Source organism: Nonomuraea insulae, from assembly GCF_042656245.1.
The window spans coordinates 147,097-166,184 of sequence record NZ_JBHSPA010000006.1 but is presented as its reverse complement, the minus strand read 5'-3'; the positions used below and the strand labels follow the sequence as shown (position 1 = coordinate 166,184).

Annotated in this window: 18 protein-coding genes; 7 read left to right on the top strand and 11 right to left on the bottom strand. The window is 69.3% G+C overall.

The window, feature by feature from the left end:
* Positions 1 to 370 precede the first annotated feature (370 nt).
* Positions 371 to 871, bottom strand: a complete 501-nt coding sequence (locus tag ACFPZ3_RS03510) for a C40 family peptidase (RefSeq protein ID WP_379512465.1) — start codon at positions 869 to 871, stop codon at positions 371 to 373.
* Positions 872 to 1,274: 403 nt separating this feature from the next.
* Here ACFPZ3_RS03510 and ACFPZ3_RS03505 point away from each other — a divergent pair, with 403 nt between their 5' ends.
* On the top strand, positions 1,275 to 1,550 hold the full coding sequence (locus ACFPZ3_RS03505) for a hypothetical protein (protein WP_379512464.1): 276 nt from the start codon (positions 1,275 to 1,277) through the stop codon (positions 1,548 to 1,550).
* A 360-nt stretch (positions 1,551 to 1,910) separates the two neighbouring features.
* Complete coding sequence (locus ACFPZ3_RS03500) at positions 1,911 to 2,252, top strand: STAS domain-containing protein (protein WP_379512463.1); 342 nt, start codon at positions 1,911 to 1,913, stop codon at positions 2,250 to 2,252.
* Here the strand turns inward: ACFPZ3_RS03500 and ACFPZ3_RS03495 are convergent.
* The 7 genes from ACFPZ3_RS03495 to ACFPZ3_RS03465 all read right to left on the bottom strand — a co-directional run bounded on the left by ACFPZ3_RS03495 (position 2,176) and on the right by ACFPZ3_RS03465 (position 11,191).
* On the bottom strand, positions 2,176 to 4,416 hold the full coding sequence (locus ACFPZ3_RS03495; RefSeq protein WP_379512462.1) for a terpene synthase family protein: 2,241 nt from the start codon (positions 4,414 to 4,416) through the stop codon (positions 2,176 to 2,178). The two genes, ACFPZ3_RS03500 and ACFPZ3_RS03495, sit on opposite strands and share 77 nt — an antisense overlap.
* A gap of 22 nt (positions 4,417 to 4,438) precedes the next feature.
* The gene (locus tag ACFPZ3_RS03490; protein WP_379512461.1) at positions 4,439 to 5,815 is read right to left on the bottom strand and encodes a family 2B encapsulin nanocompartment shell protein; all 1,377 of its coding nucleotides are present in this window, start codon (positions 5,813 to 5,815) and stop codon (positions 4,439 to 4,441) included.
* 38 nt (positions 5,816 to 5,853) lie between these two features.
* Entirely contained in the window at positions 5,854 to 7,263 is a 1,410-nt protein-coding gene (locus ACFPZ3_RS03485) for a family 2B encapsulin nanocompartment shell protein (protein ID WP_379512460.1), read from the bottom strand.
* A 30-nt stretch (positions 7,264 to 7,293) separates the two neighbouring features.
* Positions 7,294 to 8,235 carry a 4-hydroxy-3-methylbut-2-enyl diphosphate reductase gene (locus tag ACFPZ3_RS03480; RefSeq protein ID WP_379512459.1) on the bottom strand — a complete coding sequence of 314 codons (942 nt, stop codon included), beginning with the start codon at positions 8,233 to 8,235 and terminating at the stop codon, positions 7,294 to 7,296.
* A gap of 10 nt (positions 8,236 to 8,245) precedes the next feature.
* Positions 8,246 to 9,295, bottom strand: a complete 1,050-nt coding sequence (locus ACFPZ3_RS03475) for a polyprenyl synthetase family protein (RefSeq protein ID WP_379512458.1) — start codon at positions 9,293 to 9,295, stop codon at positions 8,246 to 8,248.
* Positions 9,296 to 9,473: 178 nt separating this feature from the next.
* Positions 9,474 to 10,841, bottom strand: a complete 1,368-nt coding sequence (locus ACFPZ3_RS03470; RefSeq protein WP_379512457.1) for a carbohydrate-binding protein — start codon at positions 10,839 to 10,841, stop codon at positions 9,474 to 9,476.
* 80 nt (positions 10,842 to 10,921) lie between these two features.
* Complete coding sequence (locus ACFPZ3_RS03465) at positions 10,922 to 11,191, bottom strand: hypothetical protein (protein WP_379512456.1); 270 nt, start codon at positions 11,189 to 11,191, stop codon at positions 10,922 to 10,924.
* Between the two features lie 91 nt (positions 11,192 to 11,282).
* Between ACFPZ3_RS03465 and ACFPZ3_RS03460 the strand changes: the two genes are divergently transcribed.
* The 4 genes from ACFPZ3_RS03460 (at position 11,283) to ACFPZ3_RS03445 (ending at position 14,237) form a co-directional block, all read left to right on the top strand.
* Complete coding sequence (locus ACFPZ3_RS03460; protein ID WP_379512455.1) at positions 11,283 to 12,332, top strand: NAD-dependent epimerase/dehydratase family protein; 1,050 nt, start codon at positions 11,283 to 11,285, stop codon at positions 12,330 to 12,332.
* A gap of 99 nt (positions 12,333 to 12,431) precedes the next feature.
* Positions 12,432 to 12,890, top strand: coding sequence for an ATP-binding protein (locus ACFPZ3_RS03455; protein ID WP_379512454.1), 459 nt, complete (start codon positions 12,432 to 12,434; stop codon positions 12,888 to 12,890).
* A 33-nt stretch (positions 12,891 to 12,923) separates the two neighbouring features.
* The gene (gene folP / locus ACFPZ3_RS03450) at positions 12,924 to 13,823 is read left to right on the top strand and encodes a dihydropteroate synthase (protein WP_379512453.1); all 900 of its coding nucleotides are present in this window, start codon (positions 12,924 to 12,926) and stop codon (positions 13,821 to 13,823) included.
* A 12-nt stretch (positions 13,824 to 13,835) separates the two neighbouring features.
* Entirely contained in the window at positions 13,836 to 14,237 is a 402-nt protein-coding gene (locus ACFPZ3_RS03445) for a DnaJ family domain-containing protein (protein ID WP_379512452.1), read from the top strand.
* 122 nt (positions 14,238 to 14,359) lie between these two features.
* On the opposite strand, the gene ACFPZ3_RS03440 is transcribed toward ACFPZ3_RS03445, so the two are convergent.
* From ACFPZ3_RS03440 to ACFPZ3_RS03430, 3 genes are all read right to left on the bottom strand, one after another.
* Complete coding sequence (locus ACFPZ3_RS03440) at positions 14,360 to 16,828, bottom strand: glycoside hydrolase family 6 protein (protein ID WP_379512451.1); 2,469 nt, start codon at positions 16,826 to 16,828, stop codon at positions 14,360 to 14,362.
* Positions 16,829 to 16,908: 80 nt separating this feature from the next.
* Positions 16,909 to 17,370, bottom strand: coding sequence for a TIGR03618 family F420-dependent PPOX class oxidoreductase (locus tag ACFPZ3_RS03435; RefSeq protein ID WP_379512450.1), 462 nt, complete (start codon positions 17,368 to 17,370; stop codon positions 16,909 to 16,911).
* A 30-nt stretch (positions 17,371 to 17,400) separates the two neighbouring features.
* The gene (locus ACFPZ3_RS03430) at positions 17,401 to 17,799 is read right to left on the bottom strand and encodes an ester cyclase (RefSeq protein WP_379512449.1); all 399 of its coding nucleotides are present in this window, start codon (positions 17,797 to 17,799) and stop codon (positions 17,401 to 17,403) included.
* 37 nt (positions 17,800 to 17,836) lie between these two features.
* Between ACFPZ3_RS03430 and ACFPZ3_RS03425 the strand changes: the two genes are divergently transcribed.
* Positions 17,837 to 19,048 (top strand): amidohydrolase, encoded by a 1,212-nt coding sequence (locus ACFPZ3_RS03425; RefSeq protein ID WP_379512448.1) that lies wholly within the window; start codon positions 17,837 to 17,839, stop codon positions 19,046 to 19,048.
* The last annotated feature ends 40 nt before the right edge of the window (positions 19,049 to 19,088 follow it).

The window sequence follows — 19,088 nt, the reverse complement described above, 5'->3', positions numbered from 1 at the left end:
CCGTGCCGACCTGACCGCGCTGAACGACGTGCTCAACGACTCCGTCAAGTACGTCGACATCCTCACGCTGCTGCACCTGAACGACATCGACGCCAACGTCCTGAACAACCAGGAAAACATGGGCGACAACAACTGACGGCTCCTCACATGGCGTAGGCAGGAAGTTGATCGGTGACTTCCGGACAATGCCGGAGGCTCGCCCGGGCCAAGGTCGCCTTCCTGATGCCTTGAGGTGAACCGAAACGGGTCGTGGAATTTCGCGAAGCCACGGCGCGGGTCTGGTGCGCACCAGACTCTCAGCGCCGCGCGGCTTGGGTCGATCACTGCAGGACGACCTGGGCCGCGCGGCCGCATTCGAGTACCCCCCGGTTCATGACCCCACGTTGGCCGCGCTCTCGCTCGGCCGCACCGCCCCCATGAAGGTCCGCCGGTCGAGCGGATCCACTCGCACGAACTGCCCCGTGTACGGCGCGTGCACCATCCGCGCCGTCTCCACGACAAGCCCCACGTGCTCGGGCCCCGGGCTGCTGGAATCGTTGTCGTAGAAGACCAGATCCCCCGGCTCCACCTGCTCCTTCTCTATCCGGACCCCGGAACGCCACTGCTCCTGCGTGGTCGTGCCGATCGGCACCCCCGCCCGCGCCCACGCGTACTCCGACAGTCCTGAGCAGTCGAATCCCCAGGTCTTGGCCCCTTTCCCGATCCCGTATCCGGGCCCGCGGACCCCGCCGCCGCCCCACGAGTACGGCAGGCCGATCATCTCCATCGCCGCCCGCGCCGCGATGATCCCCGACCCGGAACGCACCAGGCCGGGCCGGCAGATCCCCGTGGGGCAGCCATTGACGGCCGCCGCGGCAGCGGAATGCGGCATACCGAGAAGTGCTATTAGCAGTAGCGGCCGTAGTCCATTCATGGCATATTCAGCGCTCCTCGGATTCTTTCGCGCCGAGCCTCACCCGCGACGCTCTCCCGCTTACATTCCTCCATCTCTATGGGTATAAAACGCCCTTTGGCCATACAGCACGCGCGTATGGCCATAAGATGAAAAATTGCTGCCACGCCGCCCCGGGCAAATCAGGGCTACTCGGACATATCCCGACTAGTCATGATCAATAATCAAGGAATTGGGGCGCGTATTTGACTTCGACTTAGCTCGGTCAGGTTGCGACGCGCCGATGGGCCGCGAGATTGTTATTCACGGAATCTCGCCGCCCTGTGCGAGTGATTCACGATGACGCGCATCCCGCGCCGATTCCGACCAAGGAGAAGTAGAAATGATGCGTCGCATTCTGGCCGGTGCAGCGATCGCGGGCTGCCTGTTCGGGTTCTCCGCCATGAGTGCCACGAGCGCCTCGGCCGACATCGGCCCCAACGCGATGAACAAGGACAAGCAGATCCTCAGCCAGCTCAGCATCCTCGACGACGCCACGCTGCTCAACGACGTCCTCAACGACTCCGTGAAGTACATCGACGTCCTCACGGCTCTGCACCTGGAGGACATCGACCTCAACCTGCTCAACAACCAGGAGAAGGTGGGCGACAACAACTAGGCGGCCCACGTCGCGCCCGCCCGCCCGGCGTGACGGCGCTCCGGCAGCCACGACACTCGTGGCGGCACCCTGCCGGAACGCCTTCCAGGCCGGGCGCGGGGGCGAGGCGAGCCCCGCCGAAGGTAGATCGCCGCTTCGAACAGGCCGGTGTACGTCAAGCCCGCAGCCGGCGCGGGCCCCACCGGCCTGTTCGGAAAGCGCTGCCTTCCATTATTTCCCCGCAATTCGGTCATTTACCAGCGAAAATTACATAGCGTAACATCCCTCGTGTAGCCTGGATTTCGGGTAAATCGCCCGGAGCGATGAGCCCCTACGGACAACCAAACCCCCAGAGCACACACGTTGGGGGGTGCGAGAGGCGTGAGCGTCGAAGAGCGGCTGCTCTACCAGGACGGGCAGCTCACCATCACCATGGCGGCGGCGTCAGGGGCGCCGGCGGTCACACTGGCCGGCCAGATCGACGCCACCAACAGCCCCGCCCTGGCCAGCACCCTGGCGAGTTGCCGCCAGGGCCCCTACATCGTCGTCGACACCGGAGAGCTGACCTTCATCGACGTCTCCGGGCTACGCGTGCTCGTCATGCCCGCACTGCCGCCGTCGGAGCGCTGGATCCGCCTGCACAACGTCACGCCGTCCCAGCGGCGGCTGCTGCACATGATGGGCTGGTTCTACCAGCCCAAGGCCCACCACGCGAGCCTGTAGGCGCGACGATCGCGGCAGAGGTGCCGAGACCGGTGGGCCCGCCGAGCCGCCACCGTGACGGCGGGTTGTTGCGCAGGAGAGTCGGCTCGTCATAGCGGAAGCAGTGACGGTGCCAGTTGAGGATGGCGGCCAGCCAGTTGCGCAGTTCGAGCACGAAGGCGTCGACGTCCCGCCGCGCCTCGCGGTCGAGGCCGAAGTCGTCGCACACGATCGGCAACTCCTCCGCCACGATGTGCTGGAACTGCTGTACCCGCGAGGTCAGCAGGTCGTTGACGATGGTGAGCGCCGTGGGATAGTCGCAGTCGAAGAAGCTCTGCACCACCAGGACGCAGTTGTGCACCTCGCCCTCGAACTCGATCTCCTTCTGGTAGGAGAAGACGTCGTTGATCAGCATCCCGGCGTCCATCATGGCGTTCTCCAGCGCGAGCACCGAGCCGGTGGCGTAGAACTCCTCGGGGATGCCCTTGGAGTGCCGCAGCCGGGAGAGGTTCATCGTCATCTCCGAGCCGAAGGTCAGCCTGCGCATCTCCAGGTAGTCCACCGGGTCGGGGACATGGTGGGCGATCTCGTTGGCCAATTCCCACAACCAGGCCGCGCACATCTGCTCGACCGAGACACGCAGCTTGCGCCGGTCCGCGAGCGGCATCGGGCCCGCCGTCCTGGCCCAGACGTCGGCCAGCCCGCGCTCAAGAGCGCTCGCCGGCGCCGGCGTGGCCGCGCCGTCGAGCGGCATGAACTCCCCGAACCTGGCCACCGTCACCTTGGCCGCCGTCAGATTGCGCGACCTGCCGAAGACGACGGGAAAGTAGTCGTCACCGTACGTCCCCCACGCCAGCCAGAAGGAGGCCAGGCTCAGCTCCTCGTGCGTGGCGTCGGGATGCAGGCCCGCCGCGCACAGCGGCAGGTCGATGTCGATCAGCTTGCCCTCGTCCCACACGGCGGACCCTGCCACCCCCGCCTGGGGTTCCAGCATGCCCATCTCGCCGCACCAGGTCACGGTGTCGCGGCGGGCCGCGTCGAGGTGGGGTGACAACTTCAGGTCGAACGGCACGTACAGGTCGGGGATCTCCGAGGGCCCCACCCGCTGGTACGGCACGTGCGTGAAGTTCCGCACCCGCTTGGCCCCCAGCAGATCGACGACGGACGACATCCCCAGCGGCCGGCCGGCCTTGGCCCGCGCGTTCATGTACCGGCTGGAGCGCATGTGCCACTCGTGCCCGCCCGACTGCCAGTCCTGAAGCCCCTTCACGTATGTCAGCACGTCGGCCGCGCTGAGCGGGTCGATGGCGTTGTCCACGAACAGCGGCCCCAGCTCGAAGACCGCCGTGTGCTCGAACTGCTGCATCCGCGAGGTCAGCAGGTCGTTGACCGCGTTGGCGGCCTCCTGCGTGCCGCACCCCAGGAACTTCTCCAGCACCAGCACCCCGTTGCTCAGCTCGCCCTCGTCCCCGACCTCCCGCTGGTAGGAGAACAGGTCGTTGCGCAGGTGCACGGCGTCGGAGAAGGAGTCGCGCAGCACCCGCATCGGCCGCGTCGCCGCGATCCTGGCCGGTACCTCGGCCCCCACGGCGTGCTCGACGAGCCCGGCCGACCAGGGGGCGCCGCCGACCTTGCGCCGCATCTCGATGTACTCGACCGGGTTGGCCACCCGGTTCCTGTTGATGTTGGCCAGCTCCCACAACGACTCGTCCAGCAGGTTGCGCGTGCTCTCCGCGAACCGCGCCCGCCAGTCCGGCGACATGCTCGGCACCGTACGGGGCCACAGGTCGGCCAGCCCCGCCTCCACCGGGTTGACCGGCTCGGGCACGGCCAGATCCGCGCCCATCGGCATGAACCTGGCCAACCGCCTGAGATAGTTCTTGCCGCCCGTCAGGTCCCCGGTGCGCTTGAAGACCTCCAGGAAGTGGTCGTCGAAGAAGAACACCCACACGTACCAGTCGGTGATCAGACTCAGCTCGGCGCCGTCGCAGTCGGGATGGGTGTAGGCGCACATCAGCGGATAGTCGTGGGCGTCGAGGTCGGCCTCCTCCCAGACGCCCGAGCCTTCCAGCATGCCCATGTCGCGAGCCCACTGTTTGGAGTGCACGCGGGCCTCTTCGAGATGCTGGTTGAGCCGGGCCGGGTACGGCATGTAGAAGTCCGGCAGTTCGAACGGCTGGGTCATACCCACTCCTTCACGTGGACGGTCAGCGTGCCACCTCGACGTTCTCCAGCACCCCGAGCGCGTCCGGCACCAGCACCGCGACCGAGTAGTAGGCGCTGACCTGGTAGGACGCGACGGCTCTCGCGTCGATGCCGGCGAACTTCACGCTGAGCCCCGGCTCGCGCTCGCCGGGCACGCCGCGCTGGTGGAGGCCGACGACCCCGTGGTCCTCCTCGCCGGTACGCATGACGATGATCGAGCTGGTGCCCTCCCGGCTGATCGGGATCTTGTCGCAGGGCAGGATGGGCACCCCTCGCCACGCGGTCACCCGTGAGCCGTCGATCTCGGTGCTGTCGGGGTAAACACCCCTGGCGCTGCACTCGCGGTGGAAGGCGGCGATGGCGCGGGGGTGGGCCAGGTAGCAGCGGGACTTCTTCCTGCGGCAGAGCAGCTCGTCCAGGTCGTCGGGGCCGGGCGGGCCCGTGCGGGGGTGGATCCGCTGGCCGGGGTCGGCCTGGTGGAGCAGCCCGAAGTCGCGATTGGTGATCAGCTCGCGCTCCTGCTGCTCGCGTACGGCCTGGATGGTCAGTCTGAGCTGCTCCTCCTGCTGGTCCATCGGCTGGTTGAACAGGTCGGTCACCCGGGTGTGCACGCGCAGCACGGTCTGCGAGACGCTCAGCTCGTACTCGCGCGGGCCCGGGTCGTAGTCGGCGAACGTGCCGGGCAGCACGGTCTCGCCATGGTGCCCGGCGGCGGTGACGATCGCGGCCTCGCCCCACCTGTTCTGGGGCGCGGCCCGCCGCGCGCGGTAGCGGTCGAGCTGGGCGCGCAGGGCCGGCGACTGGCCGGCCACCGCGTGGAACTCCTCCCACGGAAGGGCCAGCACCGTGCACGCGGTGCCGGCCTCCAGCGAGTAGCCCCACACCTCGCCCTCGGCGGGCAGGTCGGAGCCGGCGTGGTCGCCGCCGGCCAGCGAGCCGAGGACGACGCGGTCGCCGTACGCGCCCGCCTGGAGCTTGGCGGCCTTGCCCCGGGCGATGAGGATCAGCTCCGCCGAGGGCCGTCCGGCCCGGACGATCGTGTCACCGCGCTCGAACTCCCGCTGCTCGAACAGCCCCGCGAGGGTGTCGAGCACGCGGTCGTCGTCGAGTCCGTGCAGCGGCGGCAGCTCGGCCAGGCTCGGCGGCACGACCCGTACGCGGGCCCCGGTGTTCGAGAAGCTCACCCGGCCACCGCCGACCCGGTACGTGAGCCGCCTGTTCACCCGGTAGACCGCGCCCGCGACGTCCACCCAAGGAAGCACCCGCAGCAGCCAGCGCGGGGAGATCTCGCGCATCTGCGGGGCCGTCTTGGTCGTCGTGGCGAGCTCGCGTGCCGCCTCGGTACCGAGGCTGAGCCGCTGTTCGGACTCCGAAGTCATGGACACACCAATCCTTGTGGACCGGACGGACGAGTGGGCTAGCCGTTCCTGCCGAGCTCGACGTCCTCCAGCACCCCGAGCGCGTCAGGCACCAGCACGGCGGCCGAGTAGTAGGCGCTGACCAGGTAGGAGGTGACGGCCTTCTCGTTGATGTTCATGAACCGGACCGACAGGCTGGGCTGGTACTCGTCGGGGATTCCGGTCTGGTGCAGGCCGACGACGCCCTGGTTCTCCTGCCCTGTGCGCATGAGCAGGAACGACGTCGTCCGCGTGCCGGAGACCGGGATCTTGTTGCACGGGAAGATCGGCACGCCCCGCCAGGCCGGCACCCGGTGCCCACCGACCTCACTGGACTGCGGGTAGATGCCGCGCTTGCTGCACTCCCTGCCGAAGGCGGCGATGGCCTGCGGGTGCGCCAGGAAGAACGAGGGCTCCTTCCAGACGGTGGACAGCAGGTCGTCGAGGTCGTCGGGCGTGGGCGGGCCGGAGCGGGTGCGGATGCGCTGGCTGAAGTCGGCGTTGTGGAGCAGGCCGAACTCCCTGCTGTTGATCAGCTCGTTCTCCTGGCGCTCGCGCAGGGCCTCGATCGTGAGACGGAGCTGCTGGTCGAGCTGGCTCATCGGCTGGTTGTACAGGTCGGTCACCCGGGTGTGCACACGCAGGACCGTCTGGGCGACGCTCAGCTCGTATTCGCGGGGGCTCTGCTCATAGTCCACGAACGTGCCGGGCAGCACGGCCTCGCCGACGTGACCGGCCGACATGTTGATCGCGGCCTCACCGTAGGCGTTCTGGGCGTGGTCACCGCTGGTGCGCCAGCTCTCGACGTGCTCGCGCAGCGCCGCCGACTGCTCGGCGATCTGCTCGAAATCCTGGCGGGAGATCGTGAGCACGGTGGTCGTCGTCTTGGCACGCGCGCTGAAGTCGAACTGACCGCCCCCGGCCAGGGCCTGCTCACCGAGGTAGTCGCCGTCGGCCAGCACGCCGAGGTTCTGCTCGTCGCCGTACGAGCCGCGCCCGATCTTGGCCACCCGGCCGTGGGCGATCAGCACGAGCCGGTCCACCTGACCGCCCTCGGAGACGATCTCCTCACCCTCCGCGACCTCACGCTGTGTGAATCGGTCGGCCAGCGCTTCGAGCACGTCGGGCTCGTCGAAGCCGCGCAGCATGGGCAACTCCGTGAGCTCGGCAGGGATGACCCGCACCTCGGCCCCCGTGGTGCTGAAGGTGATCCGGCCATCGCCGAGCGTGTACGTCAGTCGCCGGTTCACCCTGAACACGCCGCCGGAGCACTGCACCCACGGCAGCAGCCGCAGCAACCAGCGGGAGGTGATCTCCTGCATCTGCGGCGCTGTCTTGGTCGTGGTCGAGAGTTGCTTGGCGGCATCGGTGCTGAGGCTGAGCTGCCCGTTGCCGTTGTCAGGCGCGCTGGAGTGGGTTGTTTCGGTCATTGTGCTGCACCACCAATCTTGGTGTGGGGCCTAGGCGGGGTTGCGGGTCGATCGGAGTTCGAGCGGAAGTGAGAAGGTGAGCGTCTCCTCGGTCAGGGTCACCGACTCCACGTCGGCGAATCCGCGGGTGGCGAGCCAGTCGAGTAATTCCACGACCAGCGGTTCTGGTACGGAGGCGCCGGAGCTCACCCCGACGGTCTCCACGCCGGCCAGCCATCGCTCGTCGGCGTCGGCGGCCCGGTCGATCAGGTAGGCCGCGTCAGCGCCCGCGTCCAGGGCGACCTCCACCAGCCGCTGGGAGTTGGAGGAGTTGGCCGAGCCGACGACGATCACCAGCTCGCACTCGGGCGCGATCCTGGTGACCGCCTCCTGGCGGTTCTGGCTGGCGTAGCAGATGTCGTCGCTGGGCGGGTCGACCAGGCCGGGGAAGCGCTTGCGCAGCTCGCCGACGGCCCGCATGGTCTCGTCCACGGCCAGCGTGGTCTGCGACAACCAGCTCATCGGCCCCTGCCCGGCGGCCGTCAGCTCCTCCGGCCTGGCCGGGTCGATGACGTGGATGCGCTCGGGGGCCTCGCCGAGCGTGCCCTCGACCTCCTCGTGCTCGGCGTGGCCGATGAGCACGATCTCGAAGCCCGCCTCGGCCATCCGCACGGCCTCCTTGTGCACCTTGGTGACCAGCGGGCAGGTGGCGTCGATCGTACGCAGCCCGCGCGACCGCGCCGCCTCCTTCACCGCGGGCGAGACGCCGTGGGCGGAGAAGACGACCAGCGACCCGTCGGGGACCTCGTCGAGCTCCTCGACGAAGATCGCGCCGCGCCTGGTGAGGTCGTCGACCACGAAGGTGTTGTGAACGATCTGCTTACGCACGTACACCGGTGGTCCGAAGCGTTTCAGCGCCTCTTCCACGGTGACGATCGCGCGCTCGACGCCCGCGCAGTAGCCGCGCGGGGCCGCGAGAAGTACCCGTGCCATGTGGGATCCCTTACTTGGTGCGGTGCGCGAGCCGATCGGCCATCTGGGCCAGCACGGTGGCGGCCTCCGGCTTGATCTGCGCCGCGGCCAGGGCGGTCATGGCCTCGCGCACGCGTTCTTCGATCATTTGCTCGACCCTGGCCAGCGCGCCGGTGTCGACGAGGATCTGCCGCACCTCCGCGGCTCGCTCCTCGGACAGCGCGGGGTTGCCGTGCCAGGTCCTGAGATGGTCGAGCTGGGCGGGGGAGGCGTGCTGGACGGCGTGCGCGTACATCACCGTCTGCTTGCCCTCCCGCAGGTCGTCCAGGGACGACTTGCCGGTCTGCGAGGATGAGCCGAACGTGCCGAGCACGTCGTCACGGAGCTGGAACGCCTCACCCAGCGGCACGCCGAACAGGGAGTAGGCGTCCAGCAGCTCCAGCGGGGCGCCGGCCAGCGCGCCCCCGATCTGCAGCGGGCGCTCGACGGTGTATTTGGCGCTCTTGTAGCGGATCACCGTCAGCGCCTCGGCCTCGGTCGCGCCCGAGCGGAGCTGGGCCAGGACATCGAGGTACTGGCCGCTGATGACCTCGGTGCGCATCGCGTCGAACAGGTGGTGCGCGGCCCGCAGCCGCTGCGGGTCCACCCCGCACGAGGACAACATCGCGTCGGACCAGGCCAGGCTGAGCGTGCCCAGCAGGATGCCGCCGGCCCGGCCGAACGCCTCCGCGCCAGGCCCGTGGTGCAGCCCCGCCAGGCTCCTGTGCACGGTGGCCTGGCCGCGCCGCAGGTCGCTGCCGTCCATGATGTCGTCGTGGATCAGCAGGCCCGCATGGCACAACTCCAGGGAGGCGGCGGCGCTGATGATCTCCTCGCAGTCCTCGCCGCCGGCGCCGCGCCAGCCCCAGTAACACAGTTGCGGTCGCACACGTTTGCCCCCGCCGAGGATGAACTCGCACAGCAGGCCGTAGGCCACCTCCACGCCGGGGTCGGCGACGGGGTTCCGCCAGGTTTCCAGGAAACCGCTCAGACACTGGTCAATTCGTGAACCAAGGGGTTGCTGAGTGAAGCTCACCGGCATACGCACGGCTCCTTCTGTCAGTCGGTCACTACCCCTAGTTACTCATTGAATACAGAGCGTGTAAAGCACCTTTAGTGACTCACCCCTTCTTTTGTCACAGCCGTTCCACCGTCCTGGGATGTCTTGACGTGGTCGACGGCCCAGGCCGGAGAGGGGGCTCTCCGGCCTGGAGCTCTCCTCAGACCCGCTGCCAGAGCGCGGGCACGTTCGGGGGTTCCCAGCCGACCTGCGAGGTGTGTCCCTGCAGGCACCGGTATGCGGCCCCGCCGTAGGTGACGGTGGCGCCCGTCGCGTACGCGGTGTTCGCCGCCCAGGTGCCGCCGGGAACCGTCGGGGTGACGGTGGGCGAGCCGGTCGGGCCGCCGCCCTGGGCGGCCAGCGTCAGCCCGTAGGTGGACAGGATCTCGTTGACCGGCTGGAAGTACGTCGTCCCGCCAGAACCGCAGTTGCCCGACCCGCCGGACGTGACGCCCTGCGCCTGGTCGCCCGAGATGAACGAGCCACCCGAGTCACCGGGCTCGGCGCAGACGTTGGTCCTGGTCACGCCGCTGACGGTGCCCTGCTGGTAGGTGACGCTGGTGTTGAGCTGCTGGATCGAGCCGCAGTGCCACTGGGTGGTCGAGCCCGAGCGGCAGACCGACGAGCCCGGCTGGGCCACGGTCGAGCCGCGCACCGGCAGGATCCCGGCGCTGTAGCCGTTCACCACGCCGGCCGGGGTCCACTGGGAGTTGACCTCGACCCAGGAGTAGTCGTTGCCGGGGAAGGAGGAGCCGCGGAACGTTCCCTGGGCGATCCGGTTGGAGCCGGAGGTGGTCGCGCCCGTGGTGCCGCAGTGGCCGGCGCTCACGAAGCCGCCCTGCGAGCCGGCCCGGGTCACCGAGAACCCGACCGAGCAGCGGGTGCCCGAGCCGATGTAGTAGGCGTCGCCGCCGCGTACGTCGTAGTAGAGCCGCGGCCGCTCGTCCGAGCGCACGACGCGGACGGCCGAGACGTCCGCGCCGCTGGCCAGGACCCAGGCGGCGGCCTTGGCCGGGGTGGAGGTCAGGACGACCACGGTGTTCCCGACGACGTCCGCGTACCAGATCGGCGCGGTCTTCGGGGCCTTGTCCGACGCCTGGTCGAGGGCGGCCTTGACCTGGTCGAGGTGGTCGAGTGAGCGGGTGACGACGCGGGCCTCGACGCCGGCCGCCGTGATGGCCTGGGCCTTCGACGGGTCGGTGGTGGCGGCGACGGGGGTGGAGGTGGGGCCGGTGACCCAGGTGCCGGCGTACGACGTGCCGAGCAGGGCCCGCAGCCGGGGTTCGACGCCGGCCGCGGCGGCCTCGTTCACCAGCCGGGTCTCGGCCTGCTCGCCGGTGACGCCCAGGTCGCGGGCGAGCGCGTCGACGAGGCCGGGAGGGGGATCCGCCGCGACGGAGGCGCTCGCCCTGGCCGCCTCGTAGAGGGTGTCGTCGTGGGCGCCGTTCGCGGCCCGCGCGACGGCGGGGACGGTGATGAGGGTGACGGCTAACGCGATGCCCGCCGTCAGGGTCTTTCTGGGGAGCATTTCGTGACTCTCCTCGTACTGGGGGGTGCCGTCACCGTACGAGACCGGATACGAGGAGTGGTCGTGTCAAATGACCCCTATCACGGTGTTATGGGGGATCGCTCCTGGCCAGGGAGTTGTTCGTCGCCGAGCTCGAACGTCATGCCATGGCTGCTGGTCATGCTGATCACCGGCCGCCGGAGCAGCTCGCTCGCCCGGTGCACCACTTCCTGGAAATTGCGCTGGAGGTCGGGGTTGTCCACGGCCGACAGGCGTATCGAGCCCTTCTCCAGGAGCTCCTTGGCGAGCCATTCGGACATGGAGACGCGGAAGCGGGCCGCCTCGTCGGGCGTGAGCGGTGTGGGAGCCATGCGCGGCAGTCTAGGGCGCGATCCGCGTGAAGATTGTTTTGCTGCCCTGACCTGTGGTTTCGCGGCCCGGGAGCGGGGCAGCGGTGCACGCATGAGAGTCGTGGTGGTGGGGGCTACCGGGAACGTCGGCACCAGCGTTGTGCGCGCGCTGGCCACGGACGATGACGTGACCTCGATCGTGGGGGTCGCGCGCCGGTTGCCGGGGTGGCGGATCGACCGCACCGACTGGCGGCAGGCCGACGTGGCGACCGCGGATCTGACGCGGATCTTCGACGGGGCCGACGCGGTGGTGCACCTCGCCTGGTTGTTCCAGCCGACCAGGCATCCCGCCGTCACCTGGCGCGCCAACGTGCTCGGCAGCATGCGGGTCTTCCGCGCGGCGGCCGAGGCGCAGGTGCCCGCGCTGATCCACGCCTCGTCGGTGGGGGCGTACTCGCCGGGGCCCAAGGACAGGCCGGTGGACGAGAGCTGGCCCACGCACGGGTGGCCGGGGGCGGCGTACGGGCGGGAGAAGGCGTACGTCGAGCGGGTGCTCGACGTCTTCGAGCACGATCATCCGGCCGTCAGGGTCGTGCGGATGCGGCCGGGGCTGATCTTCCAGCGGGCCGCCGCGACCGAGCAGCGCCGGTTGTTCGGCGGGCCGTTCGTGCCGCGGTGGCTGCTCAAGGCCGGGCGGGTGCCGTTCGTGCCCGACATTCCCGGGCTGCGGTTGCAGGTGCTGCATGCCGAGGACGCGGCGCAGGCGTACCGGCTGGCGGTCACCAAGCCCGTGCGGGGCGCGTTCAACCTCGCCGGCGAGCCCGTGCTGAACCCGCACGACCTGGCCCGGCTGCTCGGCGCCCGTACGGTGCCCGTGCCGCGGGGCCTGGCCAGGGCGGCCGTGGCGGCCGGCTGGCACCTGAGGCTCGTGGCCGCCGCGCCCGGGCTGCTGGAGCTGGCCCTGCGCATTCCGGTCATGAAGACAGAGCGGGCAAGAGAAGTGCTCGGCTGGACGCCCCGGCACACCGCGTGGGAGACCATGCGGGAGCTGTTCGACGGGTTGCGCGACGGTGCGGGCATGGACACCGCGCCGCTGGCCCCGGACGGAGGTCCGATCGATCGGGTACGCGAGCTCGCGTCGGGCATTGGCGGACGTCCATAAACCAGATGACGTGTGTAACCCCAGGATTGACGGGGAAGAGGAAAGGTCACGCGAGGTCCTGAAGCGCGGCCTGTGTGTCGGACAGACACGGAGGTGCGCATGTCTACCTTGCTGACCCAGACGTTCACTCTTCAGGACGTCACCAGGTTGCGCCACGCGGTCGCCGAGCGGGCCAGGAAATGCGGGCTGAACGGCCCCCGGCTGGACGACTTCGTGCTCGCCGTGCACGAGAGCGTGGTCAACGCCGTCGAGCACGCGGGCGGGCACGGGAGATTCAGGTTGTGGACGGTCGACGGTGTCATCCGCTCGGAGACGAGCGACCGGGGCTCGGGCATCCCCGACGGCTACGTCAACGGGGGTAAGCGGCCCTCCGACCAGTCCTACACGGGGCGGGGGATCTATCTGATCCGGCGGTTGTGCGACGCGGCCGACTTCCGTACCGGGCCCGGCGGCACGACCGTCCTGCTCACGATGCGGTTACCGCACACTCACCAGGGCATGCGGCGCATCAGGGTCGCGGCGCCGGGGGGACGCGCGTTCGGCCGTTTCACCGCCTGAGTGACCTGCCCGGGTGACAGGTAGGCTCACTACGTGAGCGGCGAGAAGCTTTCCCCCGGGATCATCTCTCCCGTCCGGCGCATCGGGCGGCGGGAGTTCGATTTCGAGCGCCAGGTCGCCATCATGGCCATCGTCAACAGGACGCCCAACTCCTTCCACGACCAGGGCCGCACCTTCGAGCTCGACCACGCCGTCGCGGCGGCCGTCAAGGCCGTGGACGACGGGGCCGACTGGGTGGACATCGGCGGCTTCGCCTTCAGCGCCGCCCAGGCGCACATCGGGGTGGCGGAGGAGATCGACCGGGTCTCCCCGGTCATCGCCAGGGTCAGGGCCGCCACCGACGCGGTGATCTCGGTCGACACCCATCGTCCCGAGGTGGCCAGGGCCGCCATCGAGGCGGGGGCCGACGTCATCAACGACACCAACGGCCTGCGCGAGCCCGGGGTCGCCGAGGTCGCGGCGCAGACCGGGGCGAGCGTGGTGGTCACGCACAGCCTCGGCGGGCCCGGACGGCGGGTCCTGCGGCCGAGCTACGACGACGTCGTCGCCGAGGTGGCGGACTATCTGCGGGAGCGGGTCTCCCATGCGCTCAAGGCCGGGATCGGCGCCGACAAGATCATCATCGATCCCGGGCACGACCTGAACAAGAACACCTTTCACTCTCTTGAGCTGACGCGCCGGCTCGAGGAGATCACCGCGATCGGATACCCGACGCTGGTGGCGCTGTCCAACAAGGACTTCATCGGGGAGACCCTCGACCGGCCCCAAGGGGAGCGGAAAGAGGGCACGATCGCCGCCAACGTGATCTCCATCCTCAAAGGCGCCCGCATCCTGCGTGTGCACGACGTGGCCGCGACGGTCGCGTCCGTACGCATGACCGAGGCCGTGCTCGGCTGGCGCGGCCCGGTGGCACCCAGTCACAACCTGGCTTGAGGAGGACCGTAGGTGACCGAGCGCAAACCGATCGGCATGCCCTTCGAGACCTGGATCGACCGGCAGATCCGCGAGGCGGAGGAACGCGGCGAGTTCAAGGACCTGCCGGGCAAGGGCAAGCCGCTGCCGGGGGTGGGCCGGCATCTCGACGAGATGTGGTGGATCAAGCAGAAGATCGAGAGCGAGGGGCTGTCGATGCCCCTGCCGCCGACGCTGGCACTGCGCAAGGAGGCCGAGGAGGCGCTGGCGCAGGCGCGCGGGGCCAGGACCGAGGCCGAGGCGCGGCGGATCGTGGAGGAGATCAACGAGCGGATCCGCAAGGCGATCAGGACCGGGCTGTCGGGGCCGCCGCTCAACCTGATGCCCTACGACGCCGACGAGATCGTCTCGGAGTGGCGCCGAGCCCGCCGATGACGAAGGAAAGGGGCCCGGGCGTGATGCCCGGGCCCCGTCCCGGTAGCTGAGGGGCCCGGGTCAGGCGGGCCCCTCTGGCTGGTCAGGGGCCCGGGTCAGGCGGGTCCCCGGCCGGCCGGGTCCTAGTTGATGGGCGGGTAGGCGTTCGCCAGGAGCTGCCGGAACTGGGCGGAGAACCACTGTCCTGACAGCGGCGCGTTGGCCAGCGCGCCCGACATGTTGTTGCCGTTGAGGCTGTTGCCGGTGTACGTGGGGTCGCACATCCGGTCGAACTTCTTGCCCTCGTCGTTCGGGATGTCCGTGCTGGCGCCGTCGGACTCGCCAGGAGGCTTGATCCAGACGTAGGCGTCGAAGCCGGCTGCCGGGCTGGCGGTCGGCCGGGCGCCCATGCCCGCGCCGCTCTGGTTGCACCAGTTGCCAGCGTGGATGCGCCGGTCCACGCGGGACTGGTTGACGAAGTCGTCCATGACCGTCGAGGTGCTCGGCCCGGTCGGACGGGCGCTGCCGCCCCAGCCGTTGCGCGAGGTGTCGATCAGCATGCCGAGCCCCTGCCTGAAGCCCTTGGCGATCAGGGCGTTGCGCAGAGCCGCGGCGAACGACTGCTCGTCCACGTAGAAGTTCCAGTCCACCCACTTGGACTGCCTGACGGACTGGCCGTTCACGGTGGAGTTGATGGTGAAGTACGGCTCGGTCGTGGCCGAGGTGTTGGCGGTGTTGACGATGAAGCCGTCCACGCTGTCCACGCCGGCGGTGGTGGGGGAGACCGTGTCGTAGAAGAGGTTCACGGCCGGGTTGAAGTTCGAGTCCCAGCCGAGCCACGCGTGGTGGGCGGCGTCGATGTAGGTGTAGACGTTGGTGATCGGGTGCAGCGCGTTGAGCGCGTAGCGGACGCCGTCGCGGTAGCCGCCGGCGCCGTTGGCCTCGCGGCACTTCTCGAAGGCGTTGACGTTGGTGATGAGGTTCGGCAGCGAGTCGGGCTCGATGATCGTGACGATGCGCAGGTTGGCGTACGCCGACTCGCGGAGGATGGCCGCGATCGGGTCGATGTACTCGGCCTTGTAGCGGTTGAAGCCGTCCTGGGAGATGAGCAGCTCACCGTTGGAGGCCAGCGCCGAGCAGTCGCGGTTGGGCAGGTCGTAGATGACGAACTGGATCGTCAGCGGCGCGGAGCCGTTGGCGGCGTCCTGCCTGACGGCCTCGTCCAGATGGGCGCGCAGGCCCATGGCCGAGGAGGAGCCGGCGATGGCCGCGATGCGGTCCAGCCACACGGCGGTGGAGGTGTTGGCGACGGCCGAGCCGCCGGGCTCCGCCGCGGCCTTGGTGCGCCAGTTGGGGTTCACGTAGCCGGTGGCACTGGCGTACGGGTTCTCGACGTGGGTGCCGGGGTTGCTGGTGCCGTCGTCGTCGGACTCGGTGGCGGTGACCGTACGCGAGGTCAGGCCGCTGGAGGCGACGGTGAAGGGGCGGGTGCCGTTGGCCGTGTCGGAGTCCTGCGCGGCGGCCAGGGTGACCGTCTGCGGGGTGCTCCAGTTCGACGTGGTGAAGCTGAGCGAGGCGCCCGAGCTGACGGTGAGGTTGGTGTCGCCGCTGCCGGCCGTCGTGGTGACGGTCACTCCGGAGGTGGGCTGGGCGGCCAGGCGCACCGTGAACGTGCCGGTCGAGCCCTCGGGCACGGTCACCGCGGTCGACGACACGGTGATCGACTGTGTCGTGGTGCCGTCGTCGTCCACCTCGGTCGCGTTGACCGTGGCGGCGGTGACGCCGCTGCCGCCGACGCTGAAGGCGGCGGTGCCCGCGGTGGAGTCGGAGTCCTGCGCGGCGGCCAGGGTGACCGTCTGGGCGGTGCTCCAGTTGGACGGGGTGAAGGTGAGCGAGGCGCCCGAGCTGACGGTCAGGTCCGTGTCACCGCTGGTGCGCGCGGTGGTGACGGTCACGTTCGAGGTCGGCGCGGAGGAGAGCCTGGCGGTGAACGTCGCCGTGCCGCCCTCGTTGACCGAGACCGCGCTGGAGGAGGTGACCACCGACGGGGTCGTCGGGCCGGTGCCGCCGCCGCAGGTGGTGTTGTTGACGCTGAACGAGGCAGGACTCGGGTTGGCGCCCGTCCAGGTGCCGTTGAGCGCGGCCGTCCCGTTGTTGGCGACGACGAGCTTGGCCGAACCGCCGCTGACCTCGTACGTGGCGCTGACCGGCGGCTTGGCGGGCGGGTCGCCGCCGCTGCCGTCGCAGTTCGCGCCGTTGATCAGGCAGCTCACCGGCTGGACGGCCGAGCTGAGCGTGACCTTGGGACTGTACGGCTCGGTGCTGCGTCCAGGTTGGAGGTTGTTGATGTAGTAGGCGGGGGTGAGCGTCACCTTGGTGCCGCTCTGCCGGATGGTGGCGTTCTGCGCGTTGCTCGCGGTGACCCCGGAGGGCAGTTCGAAGACGATCGACCAGCCGGTCACGGCGGTCGTGCCCGGGTTGCTCACCACGAACGTGCCCGTGGTGCCGGACAGCGAGAACGTGGCGACGAGGCGGCTCGCGGCCTGCGCGGGCAACCCGCACAGCGCGATGATCACGAGGACGGCGATCAGGGGGGTGGCTAATCGGCGCACGTCAGAGACCTTTCATTAAAGAAAGTTTCCTAACAATTAAGCGCGATCGTAAGCCTGGCGCCCAGGAAGTTGCAAGGGACCTATTCGGTGGGCACGGGCAGGGCGGTGCCGTACAACGTGGACGCCCTGAGCCTGATCACCAGCCGCCGGTCGGTCACCATCTGCCGCAGGAACGCCTGCTGGTCGGTGGGTTCGGCGAACGGCGGCTGCATGGCCAGCAGTTCCCTGCCCACCTCGTCACCTGGCTCGCTGCTCACCGGCGACAACTCGGCCAGGCCCTCGGCCACGGCGTAGGACCCGAAGTCGTCGCTGGTCACATAGAGGGCACAGCGCGGGTCCTGGTGGAGCTGGCGCACCTTGAGCCGGTCGGCGATGGTCGAGATCCGCACCACGCGCTGCGAGGGGTCCCAGGTGTACACGACGGTGGACAGGTGCGGGTGGCCGCCGCCCTTGTTCGTGGAGAGCGCGCCGAACCGCTGCTTGGCCAGGAGGTCCGACAGTTCGTCGTCCCCCAGCGACTGGAGGCCGAAGTTCTCCGACATGCACCAACCTTCACCTGGAATAGGGAAATATCACCCTATATCGAGCTGTCTCATGAACGTCTGAGCGTCCGAGATGACCCAGTACTCGGCGAACCTCCCCTCATGGGCCCGCAGGATGTCGTGCCCGCTGAAGGCGATCCTGGTCCCTGAGGCCGCTGTCGCCCCCGGGAGACCGCCCCGATAGGCCCCGCCGAACGTCCACCTGGCGGAAACGAGGTCGCCGTCCACGATCGGTCCCACGTCCAGGGTCACCTTGACGTCGTCGAAGGGTTCGTGCGCCTGCCGGAGCGCCTCGATCAAACCCTCGGGCCCCGACACTTCCTGGCCGGGCCAGTGGCCGGCGAAGCCGGGGGTGACGAGCCGGCGCGCCAGGTCGAAATCGCCGTTCCACAGTTCGAGCAACCATCGCCTGTACAGGTCTGAGATCATCTGGGCCCACTACCCGCTCACCGGTAAGTTACAGGTCATGAATCTTGCCATTACCAGTGGATATGTAGTTCCCGTCGACGGCGACCCCATCGACGGGGGAACCGTTCTCATCCAGGACGGGAAGATCACCGCGGTCGGCCGCGACGTGGCCGTGCCCGAGGGCACCCCCGTCGTGGACGCCGCCGGCGGCTGGGTGCTGCCCGGCTTCGTCGAGGCCCACGGCCACATGGGCGTGTACGAGGAGGCCGAGGGCTGGGCCGGCCAGGACACCAACGAGATGACCGACCCCAACGGCGCCCGGCTCCGCGCGCTCGACGCCATCAACCCCGCCGACCTGGGCTTCGGCGACGCGCTGTCCGGCGGCGTGACCACCGCGGTGATCAAGCCCGGCTCCGGCAACCCGATCGGCGGCCAGACGGTCGCGATCAAGTGCTGGGGCAGGTCCGTGGACGAGATGCTGGTCAAGGAGCCGGTGAGCGTCAAGAGCGCGCTCGGCGAGAACCCCAAGCGCGTGTACGGCGACCAGAAGAAGCTGCCCTCCACCCGCCAGGGCGTGGCCGCCGTGATCCGCGACGCGTTCATGAAGGCCCAGGACTACCGGGCCAGGAAGGCCGCCGCCGAGGACGAGGGCAAGCCGTTCGACCGCGACGGCACTCTGGAGATCTTGGTCCGCGTGCTCGACGGCGAACTGCCCTGGTGCCAGCACACGCACCGGGCCGACGACATCGCCACCGCGCTCAGGCTGGCCGGCGAGTTCGGCTACCGCCTGGTGATCAACCACGGCACCGAGGGCCACCTGCTGGCCGACGCCCTGGCCGAGCGGAACGTGCCGGTCATCATCGGCCCGCTGTTCACCAGCCGGTCGAAGGTGGAGCTGCGGCAGCGCTCCCTGCGCAACCCGGGCATCCTCGACCGGGCCGGCGTCGAGCTGGCGATCACCACTGACCACCCCGTCGTGCCCATCCACTTCCTCGTCCACCAGGCCACGCTGGCGGTCAAGGAAGGGCTGGACCGGGACGCGGCGCTGCGCTCGATCACCGTGAACCCGGCCCGCATCATGGGCCTGGACGACCGGGTGGGCGCGCTGCGGCCGGGGCTCGACGGTGACGTGGTCATCTGGTCGGGTGACCCGCTGGACGTCATGAGCCGGGCGCTGAAGGTGTTCATCTCCGGCCGGGAGGTGTATTCGTACACGGAGGGTGAGCCCATCGTGGCGGATCCGTACTACCGCGAATCAAGTGAGCGTTAAGCGTCTGTAGATAGGCGGCGCGCATAGTGGGTGGAGCCGA

Bases quoted from the DNA above. Each gene is read 5' to 3' on its own strand.
- ACFPZ3_RS03510 (WP_379512465.1), bottom strand. From the start codon at position 871: ATGCCGCATTCCGCTGCCGCGGCGGCCGTCAATGGCTGCCCCACGGGG.
- ACFPZ3_RS03505 (WP_379512464.1), top strand. From the start codon at position 1,275: ATGATGCGTCGCATTCTGGCCGGTGCAGCGATCGCGGGCTGCCTGTTC.
- ACFPZ3_RS03495 (WP_379512462.1), bottom strand. From the start codon at position 4,416: ATGACCCAGCCGTTCGAACTGCCGGACTTCTACATGCCGTACCCGGCC.
- ACFPZ3_RS03490 (WP_379512461.1), bottom strand. From the start codon at position 5,815: ATGACTTCGGAGTCCGAACAGCGGCTCAGCCTCGGTACCGAGGCGGCA.
- ACFPZ3_RS03485 (WP_379512460.1), bottom strand. From the start codon at position 7,263: ATGACCGAAACAACCCACTCCAGCGCGCCTGACAACGGCAACGGGCAG.
- ACFPZ3_RS03480 (WP_379512459.1), bottom strand. From the start codon at position 8,235: ATGGCACGGGTACTTCTCGCGGCCCCGCGCGGCTACTGCGCGGGCGTC.
- ACFPZ3_RS03475 (WP_379512458.1), bottom strand. From the start codon at position 9,295: ATGCCGGTGAGCTTCACTCAGCAACCCCTTGGTTCACGAATTGACCAG.
- ACFPZ3_RS03470 (WP_379512457.1), bottom strand. From the start codon at position 10,841: ATGCTCCCCAGAAAGACCCTGACGGCGGGCATCGCGTTAGCCGTCACC.
- ACFPZ3_RS03465 (WP_379512456.1), bottom strand. From the start codon at position 11,191: ATGGCTCCCACACCGCTCACGCCCGACGAGGCGGCCCGCTTCCGCGTC.
- ACFPZ3_RS03460 (WP_379512455.1), top strand. From the start codon at position 11,283: ATGAGAGTCGTGGTGGTGGGGGCTACCGGGAACGTCGGCACCAGCGTT.
- ACFPZ3_RS03455 (WP_379512454.1), top strand. From the start codon at position 12,432: ATGTCTACCTTGCTGACCCAGACGTTCACTCTTCAGGACGTCACCAGG.
- ACFPZ3_RS03435 (WP_379512450.1), bottom strand. From the start codon at position 17,370: ATGTCGGAGAACTTCGGCCTCCAGTCGCTGGGGGACGACGAACTGTCG.
- ACFPZ3_RS03430 (WP_379512449.1), bottom strand. From the start codon at position 17,799: ATGATCTCAGACCTGTACAGGCGATGGTTGCTCGAACTGTGGAACGGC.
- ACFPZ3_RS03425 (WP_379512448.1), top strand. From the start codon at position 17,837: ATGAATCTTGCCATTACCAGTGGATATGTAGTTCCCGTCGACGGCGAC.